The sequence below is a fragment of the Paracoccus mutanolyticus genome (genome assembly GCF_003285265.1).
In the GTDB taxonomy this organism is placed as follows: domain Bacteria; phylum Pseudomonadota; class Alphaproteobacteria; order Rhodobacterales; family Rhodobacteraceae; genus Paracoccus; species Paracoccus yeei.
Genome location: NZ_CP030239.1, coordinates 968,087 through 983,423 on the forward strand (window position 1 = coordinate 968,087; position 15,337 = coordinate 983,423).

At 67.8% G+C, this 15,337-nt stretch carries 12 protein-coding genes and 5 pseudogenes; 6 read left to right on the forward strand and 11 right to left on the reverse strand.

The genetic code is table 11. The features are described 5' to 3' along the window. Positions 1-68 precede the first annotated feature (68 nt). The 4 genes from lysA to argH are packed head-to-tail and all read right to left on the reverse strand — an operon-like array spanning position 69 to position 3,145. A complete protein-coding gene (gene lysA / locus DPM13_RS05305) occupies positions 69-1,334 on the reverse strand; it encodes a diaminopimelate decarboxylase (RefSeq protein WP_112887595.1) in 1,266 nt (421 codons plus the stop codon). Continuing rightward, complete coding sequence (locus DPM13_RS05310) at positions 1,334-1,609, reverse strand: DUF2834 domain-containing protein (protein WP_028718981.1); 276 nt, start codon at positions 1,607-1,609, stop codon at positions 1,334-1,336. Before DPM13_RS05310 ends, lysA begins: the two co-directional genes overlap by 1 nt. After that, positions 1,590-1,751 (reverse strand): hypothetical protein, encoded by a 162-nt coding sequence (locus tag DPM13_RS20500; RefSeq protein WP_189654848.1) that lies wholly within the window; start codon positions 1,749-1,751, stop codon positions 1,590-1,592. Before DPM13_RS20500 ends, DPM13_RS05310 begins: the two co-directional genes overlap by 20 nt. Next, positions 1,748-3,145 (reverse strand): argininosuccinate lyase, encoded by a 1,398-nt coding sequence (argH, locus tag DPM13_RS05315; RefSeq protein ID WP_112887596.1) that lies wholly within the window; start codon positions 3,143-3,145, stop codon positions 1,748-1,750. Before argH ends, DPM13_RS20500 begins: the two co-directional genes overlap by 4 nt. Positions 3,146-3,168: 23 nt before the next feature. Between argH and DPM13_RS05320 the strand changes: the two genes are divergently transcribed. Further along, positions 3,169-3,711, forward strand: a complete 543-nt coding sequence (locus tag DPM13_RS05320) for a TlpA family protein disulfide reductase (protein ID WP_112887597.1) — start codon at positions 3,169-3,171, stop codon at positions 3,709-3,711. On the opposite strand, the pseudogene DPM13_RS05325 reads toward DPM13_RS05320, so the two are convergent. Beyond that, positions 3,686-4,265 (reverse strand): annotated as a pseudogene (locus DPM13_RS05325) (DNA-3-methyladenine glycosylase I). The gene DPM13_RS05320 and the pseudogene DPM13_RS05325 sit on opposite strands and share 26 nt — an antisense overlap. Positions 4,266-4,355: 90 nt before the next feature. Between DPM13_RS05325 and DPM13_RS05330 the strand changes: the two are divergent. The 3 genes and pseudogenes from DPM13_RS05330 to phbB all read left to right on the forward strand — a co-directional run bounded on the left by DPM13_RS05330 (position 4,356) and on the right by phbB (position 7,344). Beyond that, a pseudogene (locus DPM13_RS05330) lies at positions 4,356-5,182 on the forward strand (EAL domain-containing protein). 171 nt (positions 5,183-5,353) lie between these two features. Then, positions 5,354-6,528: pseudogene (locus DPM13_RS05335) on the forward strand (acetyl-CoA C-acetyltransferase). A 90-nt stretch (positions 6,529-6,618) separates the two neighbouring features. Then, a complete protein-coding gene (gene phbB / locus DPM13_RS05340) occupies positions 6,619-7,344 on the forward strand; it encodes an acetoacetyl-CoA reductase (RefSeq protein WP_112887598.1) in 726 nt (241 codons plus the stop codon). A 91-nt stretch (positions 7,345-7,435) separates the two neighbouring features. Here the strand turns inward: phbB and DPM13_RS05345 are convergent, their stop codons facing one another. From DPM13_RS05345 to DPM13_RS05355, 3 genes are all read right to left on the reverse strand, one after another. Next, complete coding sequence (locus tag DPM13_RS05345) at positions 7,436-7,600, reverse strand: YdcH family protein (RefSeq protein WP_080620993.1); 165 nt, start codon at positions 7,598-7,600, stop codon at positions 7,436-7,438. Between the two features lie 69 nt (positions 7,601-7,669). Further along, a complete protein-coding gene (locus tag DPM13_RS05350) occupies positions 7,670-8,422 on the reverse strand; it encodes a tRNA1(Val) (adenine(37)-N6)-methyltransferase (protein ID WP_112887599.1) in 753 nt (250 codons plus the stop codon). After that, positions 8,412-8,627 carry a putative signal transducing protein gene (locus DPM13_RS05355; RefSeq protein WP_112887600.1) on the reverse strand — a complete coding sequence of 72 codons (216 nt, stop codon included), beginning with the start codon at positions 8,625-8,627 and terminating at the stop codon, positions 8,412-8,414. The genes DPM13_RS05350 and DPM13_RS05355 overlap by 11 nt, the downstream gene beginning before the upstream one ends. A 74-nt stretch (positions 8,628-8,701) precedes the next feature. On the opposite strand from DPM13_RS05355, the pseudogene DPM13_RS05360 reads away from it, so the two are divergent. Further along, positions 8,702-9,702: pseudogene (locus DPM13_RS05360) on the forward strand (polyprenyl synthetase family protein). A 67-nt stretch (positions 9,703-9,769) separates the two neighbouring features. Here DPM13_RS05360 and DPM13_RS05365 read toward each other — a convergent pair. Further along, complete coding sequence (locus DPM13_RS05365; RefSeq protein WP_112887601.1) at positions 9,770-11,212, reverse strand: ammonium transporter; 1,443 nt, start codon at positions 11,210-11,212, stop codon at positions 9,770-9,772. A 256-nt stretch (positions 11,213-11,468) separates the two neighbouring features. Here DPM13_RS05365 and DPM13_RS05370 point away from each other — a divergent pair. Continuing rightward, a pseudogene (locus DPM13_RS05370) lies at positions 11,469-13,820 on the forward strand (transglycosylase domain-containing protein); the annotation flags it as partial. Between the two features lie 69 nt (positions 13,821-13,889). On the opposite strand, the gene DPM13_RS05375 reads toward DPM13_RS05370, so the two are convergent. Next, positions 13,890-14,486, reverse strand: a complete 597-nt coding sequence (locus tag DPM13_RS05375; protein WP_028718994.1) for an MlaC/ttg2D family ABC transporter substrate-binding protein — start codon at positions 14,484-14,486, stop codon at positions 13,890-13,892. A gap of 129 nt (positions 14,487-14,615) precedes the next feature. Then, complete coding sequence (locus tag DPM13_RS05380; RefSeq protein WP_223252366.1) at positions 14,616-15,065, reverse strand: MlaA family lipoprotein; 450 nt, start codon at positions 15,063-15,065, stop codon at positions 14,616-14,618. Positions 15,066-15,337: the final 272 nt, after the last annotated feature.

Below are 15,337 nucleotides of genomic sequence, written 5' to 3' on the forward strand. Positions count from 1 at the left end.
CCCGGCTGCTTGGCACGGGCCCGGAGGGTTGATCCCCCCGGCACCGAGCCTGCGTCCGGGATAAGCGCCTAAAGCCATTCCGGGATGGTATCGCGTCCCAGCATTTCCTCAAGCGTCGGCCGCGCGCGGATGACGGCGAAGTGATCGCCCCGCACCAGAACCTCGGGCACCAGGGGCCGGGAATTGTATTCCGAGGCCATGACCGCCCCATAAGCCCCGGCCGAGCGCAGCGCGACCAGATCGCCCGCCGAAAGCCGCGGCAGGTCCACCGCCTTCTCGAACGTGTCGCCGGTCTCGCAGACCGGCCCGACCACATCGTGGGGGGCGACGGGCGTGCCCGGCGCCTGCTCGACCACCGGAACGATGTCGTGATGGGCGGCATACATGGCCGGGCGGATCAGGTCGTTCATCGCCGCGTCGAGGATCAGGAAATCCCGCCCCTCGCCCTGTTTCAGGTAGATCACCGAGCTCAGCAGGATGCCCGCGTTCCCCGAGATGTTGCGCCCCGGCTCGATCTCGATCTCGCAGCCCAGATCGCCCACCGCCTCGCGGATGACCTGGCCGTACTCGATGGGCAAGGGCGGCGCGTTGTTGTCGCGGCGATAGGGGATGCCCAGGCCCCCGCCCATGTCGAGGCGCCGGATGTCGTGCCCGTCGGCGCGCAGGGCCCGGGTCAGGTCGGCCATCTTGGCATAGGCCAGCCGGTAAGGCTCGAGGTCGGTCAGCTGGCTGCCGATGTGCATGTCGATGCCGACGACCTCGATCCCCGGCAGGGCGGCGGCGCGGGCATAGACGTCGCGGGCGCGGGCGATGGGGATGCCGAACTTGTTTTCCGCCTTGCCGGTCGCGATCTTTTCGTGGGTTTTCGCGTCCACGTCGGGGTTCACCCGCACCGCGATGGGGGCGACCACCCCCAGCGAGGATGCCACCTGCGACAGCAGCTCAAGCTCCGGCTCGGATTCGACGTTGAACTGGCGGATGCCGCCGTCCAGCGCCATGCGCATCTCGGCCCCGGTCTTGCCCACGCCGGAAAACACGATGCGCTCGCCCGGCACGCCGGCGGCCCTGGCCCGGGCGTATTCCCCGGCCGAGACGATGTCCATCCCCGCCCCCAGGTCGCCCAGAAGCTTCAGCACCGCGAGATTGCTGTTCGACTTGACGGCAAAGCAGACCAGGTGGTCGGTCCATTCCAGCGCCTGCTGGAACAGCCTGAAATGGCGCGTCAGGGTGGCCGCGGAATAGACATAGACCGGGGTTCCGACCTGGGCCGCGATGACGGTCAGGGGCACGTCCTCGGCATGGAGCAGGCCGTCCACATAGTTGAAGTGATCCATCAGACGATCCTGCGAGAGCGGATGAAAAGATAAAGCGGCAGCGCGCAGCCGATCCCCAGCGCCAGCGCCGGCAGGGTCAGAAGCGCCGCCCAGTTGCGCCGCACCATGGTCTCGACCAGGCACCACAGCGCCAGGGTGATCTGGGCCACGATCTCGCCCGCGCCGATACCCGACCACAGGTATTCCTCCGACAGCAGTTCGGCCGCACCGCCGAACAGCGCCAGCGCCAGCCAGACAAGCCGCAGGGGGGTCAGGTCAAAGCCCTGTTGTGACACCGATCCGCGCCTCTCCGCTGGCATGGACGCCCGGCTGGGTCCGGGCTTCGGGATCGGGCCGCGTGGGCGGGCCGTCGACGCCGCAGGCGGCCAGGGTCGCCAGCATCAGGGCCAGCGCGGCGATCAGGATGGAATGGGTCATGCCAGCTTCTCCTTCCAGCGCGCGATCTGGGCGCGAACCTGCGCCGGCGCCGTCCCGCCATAGGACATGCGCGAGGCAACCGAATTATGCACGCCCAGAACGTTGTAGACATCCGCCGTGATCGCCGGATTGACCGATTGCATCTGCGCCAGCGTCAGTTCGGGCAGGTCCACGCCCGATTTCTCGGCCATGGCGACCAGCGCGCCGGTGGCGTGATGGGCGTCGCGGAAGGGCAAGCCGGCCTCGCGCACCAGCCAGTCGGCGAGGTCCGTCGCGGTGGAAAAGCCCGAGCCCGCCGCCGCCTCCAGCCGGTCCTTGTTGGCGCACAGGTCGGACAGCATCCCGGTCATCGCCGCCAGCGCCAGCATCAGGTTGTCGGCCGCGTCAAAGACCTGCTCCTTGTCCTCCTGCATGTCCTTGGAATAGGCCAGCGGCAGACCCTTCATCACCACGAACAGCGCCACGGCGGCGCCCAAGATGCGGCCAATCTTGGCGCGGATCAGCTCGGCCGCATCGGGGTTCTTCTTCTGCGGCATGATCGACGAGCCGGTCGAGAAGCGGTCCGACATGGTGACAAAGCGGAACTGGGCCGAGGACCAGATCACCAGTTCTTCGGCCAGCCGCGACAGGTGGACGGCGCAGATCGCCGCGCTTGATAGGTACTCCAGCGCGAAATCCCGGTCGCTGACCGCGTCGAGGCTGTTGGCCATCGGCCGGTCGAACCCCAGCGCCTTCGCGGTCGCCTCGCGGTCGATGGGAAAGCCGGTCCCGGCCAGCGCCGCCGCGCCCAGGGGCGATTCGTTCATCCGCCTGCGCGCGTCCTGGAAGCGCGTGAGATCCCGGCCGAACATCTCGACATAGGCCATCATGTGATGGCCCCAGGTCACCGGCTGCGCGGTCTGCAGATGGGTGAACCCCGGCATCACCCAGTCCGCGCCCCGTTCCGCCTGAGACAAAGCCGCGCGGATCAGCGCGTCCAGCCCCGAAATCGCCGCGTCGCACTGGTCGCGCACCCACAGCCGGAAGTCGGTCGCCACCTGGTCGTTGCGCGAGCGGGCCGTGTGCAGCCGCCCCGCCGGCTCGCCCACGATCTCCTTCAGGCGCGATTCCACGTTCATGTGGATGTCTTCCAGTTCGGTGCGGAAGGGGAAATCCCCCGCCTCGATCTCTGACAAGACCGTGAGAAGCCCTTTCCCGATCGCCTCGGCATCGCTAGTGCTGATGATGCCCGTTGCTGCCAGCATCGCCGCATGGGCGCGGCTGCCCCGGATGTCCTGGGCATAAAGCCGCCGGTCGAAGCCGATCGAGGCGTTGATCGCCTCCATGATCGCGTCCGGGCCGGCGGCGAAACGTCCGCCCCACATCTGGTTGGCGGTGGAGGGCTGCTCGGTCATGGATTGGGCCTCAAGGGGGTGGAATGCGTTGGCTGGTTCTTTATACGGCACTGCTGATCGGTGCAAACGCCGGATGGGCGGGCGAGATCGACTGGCAGGCCGCGCATGACGGCGGGCTTGCCAAGCTGCAACAGACCGACCCGAGGCCGGTGCCCGCGACGACCTTCACCGACCCCGAGGGGGGCACCCATTCGCTGGCCGATTACAAGGGCAAGGTGGTGCTGCTGAACTTCTGGGCGACCTGGTGCGCCCCCTGCCGCGAGGAGATGCCCTCGCTCGATGCGCTGCAGGCCGAGATGGGCGGCGAGGATTTCGCCGTGGTGGCGATTGCGGCCGGGCACAATCCCCCGCCCGCGGTGCGCAAGTTCCTGGACGAGGAAAACATCACCCACCTGCCGGTCCTGCTGGACCCGCGCCAGGCGCTTGCGCGCGAAATGGGGGTAATGGGCCTGCCGGTGACGCTGCTGATCGACCGCGAGGGCAACGAGATCGCCCGGCTGATGGGCGGCGCCGACTGGTCGTCGGATACCGCCAAGGCGCTTATCCGCCAGGCGACAGCGCCTTGACGCGGGCGTGACTGGGGCAACTGGTCATGTGGTCGTTGATCGGCCCATTGCCTGCATGAAGGCATAAGTGATGCCGGGCCGCAGAAATTGAAGCCGCGCTTTTTCAAGGCCTTGGACATGGCTGCGGATTCGGGCGTACTGGCCGGCACCTCCTTCATGCTGGCAAAGGCGTTCTGGATGGTGCGGCCGCCGGTGAAGGACCAGATGAAGGGCGTGAAGCCCTCGGCCGATTCGATCTCCAGAAACAGCCGCGCGCCCTTGACCGTCGCCTCGATCTTGCCGCGGTGGCGGACGATGCCGGGGTTCTTCAGCGCCGATTCGATCTGCGGCTCGCCCCAGCGGGCGACGCGCTCGGGGTCGAAGCCCTCGAAGGTTTCGCGAAATGCCGCGCGCTTGCGCAGGATGGTGATCCAGCTCAGGCCCGCCTGGAACCCGTCCAGCACCAGCTTTTCCCACAGCGCGCGCGGGTCGCGTTCCGGCACGCCCCATTCGGTGTCGTGATAGGCGACATACAGCGGATCGGTCCCGCACCAGGCGCATCGGCCGTCATTCATTTCCGTTAACCCTGAGTCGAGAAATCCCCTGCGGTTTACCCGATGTTAGCGGATAATCGCCAGACTGCTGCTGAAGACAGGAGCCATGGCATGACCGACCCGATTGATCCCTCTGACGAACTCGGCTCTCCGCTGGACTTTGCCGTGGACCAGCAGTCCCGCCTGACGATGGCCACCGTGCGCCGCGCCGTCGCCCGGGGCGACGCGGTGCTGGCCTATCAGCCCGTCGTGCAGTCCGGCCGTCCCCAGCATGTCGCCTTTCACGAAGGGCTGATCCGCATCATCGACGAAACCGGCCGCATCGTGCCGCTGCGCGACTTCATGCCGCTGGCCGAAACCACCGAACTCGGCCGCCAGATCGACGTCTCTCGCTGTCGCTGGGCCTGAAGACCCTGGCCGAGGAGCCCTCGATCCGGCTGTCGATCAATATGTCGGCGCGCTCGATCGGCTACCCCGCCTGGATCCGCACGCTGCGCCAGGGCATGAACGGCGACAGCAGCATCGGCGAACGGCTGATCCTGGAAATCACCGAAAGCTCGGCCATGGGCCTGCCCGAGATGGTCGGCAGTTTCATGAGCGAATTGCAGGCCAGCGGCGTCAGCTTCGCACTGGACGATTTCGGCGCGGGCTATACCTCGTTCCGCTACCTGCGCGACTTCTGCTTCGACATGATCAAGATCGACGGCCAGTTCGTGCGCGACATTTCCGCCCAGCGCGACAATCAGGTGCTGGCCCGCGCGCTGCAATCCATCGCGCATCAGTTCGACATGTTCACCGTCGCCGAAATGGTCGAAACGGCCGAGGATGCGGCCTATCTGATCGACATGGGGATCGACTGCCTGCAGGGCTATTACTTCGGCGCGCCGACCATCGTGCCGCCCTGGCGCTCTCCGGGCACGGCGGCGAAACGGTTCTAGGCCGCGGGCCCAAGGCGGTGCGGAACGCTCCGGGCCGGGGGCATGGGCAAGACCCGGCGGACTGTCAGCGTTATCATCCATCAAGCCTGCCCAAGTGCGCTTGACGCCACGGCGCGAAACGGCAACCTGTCCTCGACGCCGACATTTCGGCACTCAGGGAAGGAGCCTGACATGACCAAAGCCGTGATCGTATCCGCCGCCCGCACTCCGGTGGGCAGCTTTCTCGGATCATTCGCGAACACGCCCGCCCATGATCTCGGCGCCATCGTCATCAAGGCCGTGCTGGAGCGCGCCGGGGTCGATGCATCCGAGGTGTCGGAAACCATCCTGGGCCAGGTGCTGACCGCCGGCCAAGGCCAGAACCCCGCCCGCCAGGCCCATATCAAGGCCGGACTGCCGCAGGAATCGGCCGCCTGGGGGCTGAACCAGGTCTGCGGCTCGGGCCTGCGGGCGGTGGCGCTGGCGGCCCAGCAGGTGATCCTGGGCGACGCCAAGGTGGTGATCGCGGGCGGGCAGGAATCCATGTCGCTGGCCCCGCATGCCGCCTATATCCGCTCGGGCCAGAAGATGGGCGACATGAAGATGCTCGACACCATGATCCGGGACGGGCTGTGGGACGCCTTCCACGACTATCACATGGGCACCACGGCGGAAAACGTCGCCGGCAAGTGGGAGATCTCGCGCGCCCAGCAGGACGAATTCGCCGTCGCCTCGCAGAACAAGGCCGAGGCCGCGCAGAAGGCCGGCCGATTCGCCGACGAGATCGTCCCGGTGACGATCAAGACCCGCAAGGGCGAGACGGTGGTGGATGCCGACGAATACATCCGCCACGGCGCGACGCTGGACGCGATGGAGAAGCTGCGCCCCGCCTTCAGCAAGGATGGCTCGGTCACGGCGGGCAACGCCTCGGGCCTGAACGACGGCGCGGCGGCCGTGCTGGTCATGTCCGAGGACGAGGCGAGCCGCCGCGGCCTGACGCCGCTGGCGCGCATCGTCTCCTATGCGACGGCCGGCGTCGATCCGGCCATCATGGGCACCGGCCCGATCCCCGCCAGCCGCAAGGCGCTGGAAAAGGCCGGCTGGACCGTCGCCGACCTCGACCTGGTCGAGGCGAACGAGGCCTTTGCCGCCCAGGCCTGCGCGGTCAACAAGGACATGGGCTGGGACCCCTCGATCGTGAACGTGAACGGCGGCGCCTCGCGCTCGGCCATCCCATCGGCGCCTCGGGCGCGCGCGTCCTGAACACGCTCCTGTTCGAGATGAAGCGCCGCGACGCCAGGAAGGGCCTGGCCACCCTGTGCATCGGCGGCGGCATGGGTGTCGCGCTCTGCGTCGAACGTCCCTGATCAATCAGGTCTTGCGCGCAACTATGTTGCGTGCAAGACATTTATTATGAAATTCTATTTTACGATGACTCTTGAGAAGGGGGGAAGGACATGACGAAAGTGGCTCTGGTGACGGGAGGGTCGCGCGGCATCGGCGCGGCCATCTCGAAGGCGCTGCAGGCGGCGGGCTTTCAGGTGGCGGCGAACTATGCCGGCAATGACGATGCGGCCCGCGCCTTCACCGAGGAGACGGGCATCAAGACCTACAAATGGTCGGTCGCCGATTACGACGCCTGCGCCGCCGGCTGCCGCCAGGTCGAGGAAGAACTGGGCCCCATCGCCGTGCTGGTCAACAACGCCGGCATCACGCGGGACGCCATGTTCCACAAGATGACCCCCCAGCAGTGGAAAGAGGTCATCGACACCAACCTGACCGGCCTGTTCAACATGACCCATGCGGTCTGGGGCGGGATGCGCGACCGCAAGTTCGGCCGGGTCATCAACATCAGCTCGATCAACGGGCAAAAGGGCCAGGCCGGTCAGGCGAACTATTCCGCCGCCAAGGCGGGCGACCTGGGCTTTACCAAGGCGCTGGCCCAGGAAGGCGCGCGCGCCGGCATCACCGTGAACGCGATCTGCCCGGGCTATATCGCCACGGCGATGGTGCGCGCCATCGACGAAAAGGTGCTGAACGAACGCATCATCCCGCAGATCCCCGTCGGCCGCCTGGGCGAGCCCGAGGAAATCGCCCGCTGCGTCGCGTTCCTGGCCGCGGACGACGCGGGCTTCATCACCGGCTCGACCATCAGCGCGAACGGCGGGCAGTTCTTCGTCTGACGCCCGGCGCCCCAAAGGCAACGGCCCGCGGAGATCCGCGGGCCGTTTCTCATTGAGAATGATGATTTCGTGTCGATGGAGTAGCCCTGGTTCAGTGAGACAGGCGCGTAATCTCTTCCTTGAGGCGCAGCTTTTCCTTTTTCATCTGCGAGATCGAAAGTTCGTCCATGCCGGGGCTGCGATGCGCCGCCTCGATCTGGTTCGACAGTGACTGATGTTTACGGCGAAGCTCCTGAACATGGGATTCAACCGACATATCGTCCTCCTCGTGGATTGATCGAACGGTTACGATAGCAACACAGAATCGTCGCAATGTCACCGAAAATCACCCCTCCCGCAGGTTGAGCGGCGCACCCTCGCGCAGGACGGCGCAGGCAGCCGGAGTCAGGTCCTCGCCATCCGACAAATGTGACGGTTTTTCATGCATGATGAAGGGGTAAAGCAAGCGCATGGGGGCACGCGCGCCCTTGCGGGCCAGGACGATCACCCGGCCTGCCGGACGCCCTTGCCGGGCACTGACTGGCAGGATCGTGATCTGGCCCGCCCCCGCGCCCAGGGCCGACAGAATCGCCCCCAGCCGTTCCGCCCGGTGAATCAGCGTCAGCCAGCCGAAGGGCTTCAGGCGGCGCAGCCCGGCCTCGATCCATTGCGACAGGGGGGTGTCCTCGTGGCGGGCGGCGCCGCGGCCGGCGTCGGGCGCCGGGGTGCCCGCGTCGAAATAGGGCGGGTTCGCGATCACATGGTCGAAGCCCTGCCCGCGCAGGGGCCCGGGCATCCGCGCCAGGTCCCCCGTCAGGACGCTGGCCGCGATGCCGTTCGCCGCCGCATTGTCGCGCGCCAGCGCCGCGTAAGGCTCCTGCAGTTCCAGCCCGGTCAGGTCCAGCCCCGGCACGCGCGCGCCCAGGCACAACAGCGCGACCCCCGCCCCGCAGCCCAGTTCCAGCACCGACTGCCCCGCTTCGGCCGGGCAGGCCGCCGCCAGCATGACCGCATCGGCGCCCGCGCGATAGCCGCCTGCCGGCTGCGCGATCCGCAGCCGCCCGCCCAGGAAGCCGTCGCCGCGCGGTTCAGCCGCCATCGCCGATCTGGTTGTCGCGCAGGATGGCGCTGGCCATGAAATGATCGCGGTCCGCGACCATCAGCCGGCGCGGCAGGATGCCCAGCGATCCCTCCAGCACGCTCATGTGCTGGTCCAGCGCAAAGGCCGCGATGCCCTCGGCCTCCAGCAGGTCGGCGGCGCGGGTAATGGTCAGCGGGTCGGTGGTGCGCAGGACTTCCTTCATGGCCTAGACGTTAAGCGGCGGTTGCGCCTGTGTCCATGGCGTGGCAATGGCTTGCCAGCGAAAGGGATTGGCAGATGGGCATGAACGAAAATGTTTCCAAGCCGCTCGACCGGCTTTCCAGCGAGCTTGCCGGGGATATGGATGCGGTCAACGCGTTGATCCGCGAGCGGATGGCCAGCCGCCACGCCCCGCGCATCCCCGAGGTGACGGCCCATCTGGTCGAAGCCGGCGGCAAGCGGCTGCGCCCGATGCTGGTGCTGGCGGCGGCGCGGCTGTGCGGCTATGCCGGCGAAAGCCATCTGGCGCTGGCTGCGGCGGTCGAATTCATCCACACCGCGACGCTGCTGCACGACGACGTGGTGGACGAAAGCCGCCAGCGGCGCGGCCGGCCGACGGCGAACCTTCTGTGGGACAACAAGTCCAGCGTGCTGGTCGGCGACTATCTGTTCGCGCGCAGCTTCCAGCTGATGGCGGACACCGACAGCATGCAGGTCATGCGCATCCTCGCCAATGCCAGCGCCACCATCGCCGAGGGCGAGGTGCTGCAGCTGACCGCCGCGCAGGACGTCTCGACCACCGAGGACACCTATATCCAGATCGTGCGCGGCAAGACGGCGGCGCTGTTTTCCGCCGCGACCGAGGCGGGTGCGGTCGTGGCCGGCGCCCCGCAGGCCGTGCAGCGGGCGCTGTTCGACTATGGCGACGCGCTGGGCATCGCCTTTCAGATCGTGGACGACCTGCTGGATTACGGCGGCGCGACCCAGGCCATCGGCAAGAACGTCGGCGACGATTTCCGCGAACGCAAGCTGACGCTGCCGGTCATCAAGGCCATCGCCGCCGCCGATGCGGACGAGCGCGCCTTCTGGGACCGCACCATCGGCAAGGGCCAGCAGGACGAGGGCGACCTGGAGCGCGCGCTGGACATCCTGCGCGGCGGGGCGCGCTGGATGCGGCGCGGGCCGATGCCATCGCCTGGGCCGGGCGCGCCAAGGCGGCGCTTGCGGCCGCGCCCGACCACGGGCTGCGCGCCATCCTGTCGGACCTGGCGGATTACGTCGTCTCGCGCCTGTCCTGACAGGGCGCGCACGGAAACGCAAAAAGCCCGGCCTTGCGCCGGGCTTTTTCCTGTCTGGACGCGGATCTCAGTTGTTGTAGGCGTTTTCGCCGTGCACGGTCACGTCCAGCCCCTGGCGTTCGTCGTTCGCGGCCACGCGCAGCCCGATCACCGCCTTGACGATCATCAGCGCGACAAAGGACACGACCCCTGACCAGACCACCGCGACGACGACGCCCAGCGCCTGCGTCGCGACCTGGCCCGCGATGCTGTAGCCCTCGGCCACCGCGCCGGTCGCATAGTCGAAGACCCCCGACCCGCCCAGCGAGGGCGCGGCGAAGACGCCCGTCAGGATGGCGCCGACGATGCCGCCGATGCCGTGGATGCCGAACACGTCCAGGCTTTCGTCGATGCCCAGCCGGCCCTTCAGCGAGATCACGAACCACATGCACAGGAAGCCCGCCGCCAGGCCGATCACGATCGCACCCATCGGTCCGACGAAGCCCGCCGCGGGCGTGATCCCGACCAGACCCGCGATGGCCCCCGAGACGCCGCCCAGAAGCGAGGGGTGGCCGCGGAACAGCCATTCGCCGAAGGCCCAGGCCAGCGCGGCGGCCGAGGTGGCGACAGTGGTGTTCAGGATCGCCATGGCGGCGGTGCCGGTGGCCTCCATGTTCGAGCCCGCGTTGAAGCCGAACCAGCCGATCCACAGCAGGCAGCCGCCGAGCAGCGTGAAGGGCAGGTTGTGCGGCGCCATCAGCTCCTTGCCGAAGCCCAGGCGCGGACCCACGACCAGGGCTGCGACCAGGCCCGCGACGCCCGCGTTGATGTGGATGACGGTGCCGCCGGCAAAGTCCAGGTCGCCATGGCCGAACAGATAGCCCGCGGGCGCGTCATAGGCGCTGGGGCCGCCCCACCACCAGACCATGTGGGCCATCGGCAGGTAGCTGAAGAAGAACCAGATCACCACGAACAGCAGCATGGCCGAGAACTTCATCCGCTCGACGGTGGCGCCCACGATCAGCGCCGGCGCGATGCAGGCGAAGGCCATCTGGAAGATGACGAAGACATATTCCGGGACAAAGACGTTCTGCGTGAAGGTTTCGGCCAGGGTGCCGGTGTTCACGCCCGCAAGGAAGGCCTTGGACAGCCCGCCGATGAAGGGCGTCAGCCAGGTCGCGTCCTCGGCCGAGCCCGCCCCGGTGAAGGCCAGCGAATAGCCGAAGCAGACCCACAGCAGCGACATGATGCAGAACACGGTAAAGACCTGCATCAGCACCGACAGCATGTTCTTGGCCCGCACCAGACCGCCATAGAACAGCGCGAGCCCCGGGATGGTCATCATCATCACCAGGATGGCCGAGACCATCATCCAGGTCGTGTCGCCCTTGTCGACGATCGGCGCCACGGTTTCGGCCACGGCTGCCGCCGCCGGGGCGGGTGCCTCCTGCGCCCAGGCCGGCGCGGCCAACCCGACCAGCGTCAGGGCCAGCGCCGGGATCATGGGTGGGATCGCGGGTAATCTTTTCATGGTTCCTGCACCTTCTCTCTGCTTGCAGCAGTTCCGTGTCGCTGCCAGAAAATCCGGCGATTTCGCGCAAGCACAAGCTTTGTGCAGGTTTTCCCCCGCCCCGCTTGCAGACAGCCCGCTTTTTCATCACGGCGTCGGCGGAATGCGGCCTGCGGCGGCAGTTCACTGATCGGTCATCGCGGTTCTCAATCCCGGGGCTTTCCTGTATCCTGCGCGCCAATCAGGCCGGAGCACCCGGCTGGGCAGGATTACAGGCATGAAGAAACCCACCGGCCGGGGCCGGATCGTCGCCGACAAGCGCAATTTCGACCAACCCCAGAAAAACACGCAGAAACAGCCGGCCAAACCGACCCGCAGGCGGGCCGCGCGGCCGCCCCGGCGCGGCAATGTGCTCAGCCGGGGAATCGCCGGGATCGTCAGCCTGGTCTGGCGGGTGGTCTGGGGCTCGTTCTGGCGCCTGGGGCTGACCATGGTCGCGATCCTCGCGGCGGCCAGCTTCTATTACTACACCACCCTGCCCGAGGCTTCGGCACTGTTCGACGGCCGTGCCCGGGGTTCGGTCACCATGCTGGACGGCGACGACCAGGTCTTTGCCTGGCGTGGCGAAACATTCGGCATGGTCAGCGCCGACAAGATCGCGCCGGTGCTGAAGAACGCCGTCGTCGCGACCGAGGACAAGCGATTCTACCGCCACATCGGCGTCGACCCGCAGGGCATCGCGAGCGCCGTCAAGATCAACCTGGCCGCCGGGCGCGGCCCGCTGGAGGGCAACGGCGGCTCGACCATCACCCAGCAGGTCGCGAAGCTTCTGTGCCTGGGCGAGACCTTCGACCCGATCCGCTGGAAATCCGAGGCCGAGTACGAGGCCGAGTGCCGCAAGTCCTCGATCTGGCGCAAGGTCAAGGAAGTGCCCTATGCCCTGGCGATGGAGTTCAAGTATTCCAAGCAGGACATCCTGAACATCTACATGAACCGCTCCTACCTGGGCGCCGGCGCGCGCGGGTTCGAGGCGGCCTCGCAGCGCTATTTCGACAAGTCGGCCGCCGAGGTGACGGCGCCCGAGGCGGCGATGCTGGCGGGCCTGCTGAAAGCGCCCAGCTATTTCGCGCCCACCTCGAACCTGGAACGGGCGCAGGACCGCGCGACCGTGATCCTGGGGCTGATGCACGACCAGGGCTATCTGGACGACGCGCAATATGCGCAGGCCAAGGCCCATCCGGCCGTGCTGTCGAAGGCCGCCGCCGCGCGCGCGGGCGGCTATTTCGCCGACTGGGTGATGGAATCGGGGCCAGGCTTCCTGACCAGCGAGACGACCGAGGACGTGACCATCAAGACCACCTTCGACCAGCGCATCCAGCGCGCGGCCGAACGGGCGCTGAAGCGCGTCTTCGACGAAAAGGTCGCCAAGGGCTCGACCGCGCAGGCGGCCGTGGTCGTGATGTCGCCCGACGGTGCGGTGCGGGCGATGATCGGCGGGCGCGACAACACCGCGACCGGCACCTTCAACCGCGCGACCCAGGCCAAGCGGCAGGTCGGCTCCAGCTTCAAGCCCTTCGTCTATGCGGCGGCGCTGGACCAGGGCTACGGGCCGAACGACCGCATCCTGGACGCGCCGCTGACGATCAACGTGCGCGGCTCGGGTCCCTGGTCGCCGCAGAACTATTCGCGCCGCTACATGGGCGAGGTGACGCTGACCCGCGCGCTGGCCAATTCGCTGAACACCGCGACGATCCGGCTGCAGGAAATCGCCGGGCGCGAAGCCGTGCGCCGCGTCGCCGCCGACTTCGGCTTTTCCGCCAACGAGGACATGGCCAGCGGCCCTTCGCTGGGGCTGGGGGTGTCGGAATCGACCCTGCTGAACATGACCGCCGCCTATGCCGGCATCCGCAACGGCGGCACCGCCGTGCGCCCCTACGGCCTGGTCGAGCTGCGCATCAAGGGCGACGACCAGCCGCTGATCGGCCAGTCGGGCGGCATGGGCCAGCGCGTCATCTCGCAGAAGGCCGCCGGAGAGCTGATCGGCATGATGGAGCAGGTGATCCAGCACGGCACCGGCGGGCGCGCGAAACTGGGCAACCGCCCGGCGGCGGGCAAGACCGGCACCACCAACAGCTATCGCGACGCCTGGTTCATCGGCTTCACCGGCCAGTATGTGACCGGGGTGTGGCTGGGCAACGACGACAACAAGCCGCTGAAGGGCGTGACCGGCGGCGGCCTTCCGGCCGAGATCTGGCAGGCCGTGATGGCCGAGATCCACGACGGCCTGCCGGTCGAGCCGCTGGGCAACTTCGTCTTCGACGCCTCGGGGGCGGTGCCCAGCGTGGTCAGCTCGCAGACCCCGGACGGATCGACCGACCCGCTGGCGGCGGCGCTGTCCGAGGCGCTGGGCCAGCCCCAGCCGCAGGGCACGGCGCCCCGGACCGAGGGCAGCACGCTTGCCAGCGACGGTGCCCAGCCCGGCCGGACCCTGCCCGATCCGGGCGTGCCGGGCACCACGCCCCCCACCTTCCCGGCCGAGACCTCCTCGGCCGACGGCATGGATACCGAGGTCTCGCCCGACGACCCGCTGACCCAGGCCCTGCGCGGCATCGAGGGCGTCTACAGCAGTGACGCCCGCGCGACATGCCAAGGGCCGGCCCCCAAGGCCGGCCCTTTTTCTGTCGTCCCCCTCCGGGCTTCAGCCGGCCTGTTGCAGGTCCGCGGTCAGCGCCGCCATGTCGCCCTTGCGCCGGGCCAGCATCGCCCCGATCTCGGCCCGCTCGGACGCCAGCATGTTCACCCCTTCGATGATGATGTTGAAATAGCGGCTTTTCCCAGACTTGTCCGAGACGTGCCACTCGACCTCCATCGGGCTGCGCCCCTTGAGATAGGCGATCGAGGTCACGGCGAAGAAGCTTTTCACCGGCCGCGCGTCGGTCACCTCGATCTTCGATCCGATGAACTCGCGGAACCGCTTGCCGTATTTGCGCCCGATATAGCCCTGGAACGCCTGCCGATAGGCCGCGAACTCGGCCGCGCCGGCCTGCCGCGCCGCCGGGCCCAGGGCGGACCGCGCGATGATGTCCACGTCGGCGTAGCGCGCGAAGATCGCCTCGAACGCCCGGTACATCTGCGCCGGCGGCTGGCCCGCGTTGATGACGGCATAGACCTCGTCCAGCGATTGCTGGACCAGCGCGCGCGCGCTCTCGGTGTTCAGCGCAAGCGCGGGGGTGGCGGCCAGGGCGCAGCCCGCGGCCATCAGCCCCAGGAACCCGCGGCGGGTCTCATTCGGCATAAGGGTCAATCTCGTCTCCTTGCGCACCCAGCCTGGCGGCGATGCTGGGTCCAGATCAGCCGCGTCTGGCGCATAACTATCGGCGCGTTCGTGAGGACGCTATCGACGGAATCGCCGAACCGCGCCCGATCACCGGCTTTCTGAGTCGGCGCGCATCCCCAGCCCGATCAGGTATTCGTCGCGGTTCAGCACCGCATGCATCGGGTCGATGACCAGATCGACCAGCCGCCCCGCCGTGTCGCGCAGGGTCGAGGGGCCCAGCACCGGCAATTCCAGATAGGCCCCCTCGCCCACCCCCCAGACGGCAAGCGTCTGGCCGAAATCGGTGTCCAGTTCGGGCAGGGCGAAATCGGCCGTGGCCGGGTCCAGGAACCCGCCAAGACCCAGCGAGGTGTTGACCAGGAACCGCAGCCCGGTGCGGATCGCGGGCTCGGGCCGGCCCTGCAGCAGGTGGTTCACCGCCTTGCCGGGCTGCCCCAGGTTCGAACCGAAGTTCCCGATCCCCGCAAGCACCGCGCCGCCCGCCCCGGACCCGCCGCCGCCGCCCATGCCCGAGGTCAGCGGCCTGAAGACAGGCAACTCGCCTTTGCCAAGAGCGGCCGGCGTTTCGTGCTCAAATTCGGCAACTTGGATGCCCCCCGGCACCAGGTCGAGATTCGGCAAAAGCTGTGTGTCACATCGATGATCCAGCGCGTCAATCTTGTGATAACCTTTCGTTGCTATGCCCGGTCGGGCAACTGGCGGATTCAGGCCGGGGGGCGGGAATAGTTCCTGTTCCGGGCCGTAGCTTTGGGATATGCGCTGCAACGACTCCGGGCAAGCCCGGCGGGACGATCTGGGAAGGAAGCGGC

What these genes read in the sequence shown, in the direction of transcription:
- lysA (WP_112887595.1), bottom strand. Translation starts at nt 1,334, where the DNA reads ATGGATCACTTCAACTATGTGGACGGCCTGCTCCATGCCGAGGACGTG.
- DPM13_RS20500 (WP_189654848.1), bottom strand. Translation starts at nt 1,751, where the DNA reads ATGACCCATTCCATCCTGATCGCCGCGCTGGCCCTGATGCTGGCGACC.
- argH (WP_112887596.1), bottom strand. Translation starts at nt 3,145, where the DNA reads ATGACCGAGCAGCCCTCCACCGCCAACCAGATGTGGGGCGGACGTTTC.
- DPM13_RS05320 (WP_112887597.1), top strand. Translation starts at nt 3,169, where the DNA reads ATGCGTTGGCTGGTTCTTTATACGGCACTGCTGATCGGTGCAAACGCC.
- phbB (WP_112887598.1), top strand. Translation starts at nt 6,619, where the DNA reads ATGACGAAAGTGGCTCTGGTGACGGGAGGGTCGCGCGGCATCGGCGCG.
- DPM13_RS05345 (WP_080620993.1), bottom strand. Translation starts at nt 7,600, where the DNA reads ATGTCGGTTGAATCCCATGTTCAGGAGCTTCGCCGTAAACATCAGTCA.
- DPM13_RS05350 (WP_112887599.1), bottom strand. Translation starts at nt 8,422, where the DNA reads ATGGCGGCTGAACCGCGCGGCGACGGCTTCCTGGGCGGGCGGCTGCGG.
- DPM13_RS05355 (WP_112887600.1), bottom strand. Translation starts at nt 8,627, where the DNA reads ATGAAGGAAGTCCTGCGCACCACCGACCCGCTGACCATTACCCGCGCC.
- DPM13_RS05365 (WP_112887601.1), bottom strand. Translation starts at nt 11,212, where the DNA reads ATGAAAAGATTACCCGCGATCCCACCCATGATCCCGGCGCTGGCCCTG.
- DPM13_RS05375 (WP_028718994.1), bottom strand. Translation starts at nt 14,486, where the DNA reads ATGCCGAATGAGACCCGCCGCGGGTTCCTGGGGCTGATGGCCGCGGGC.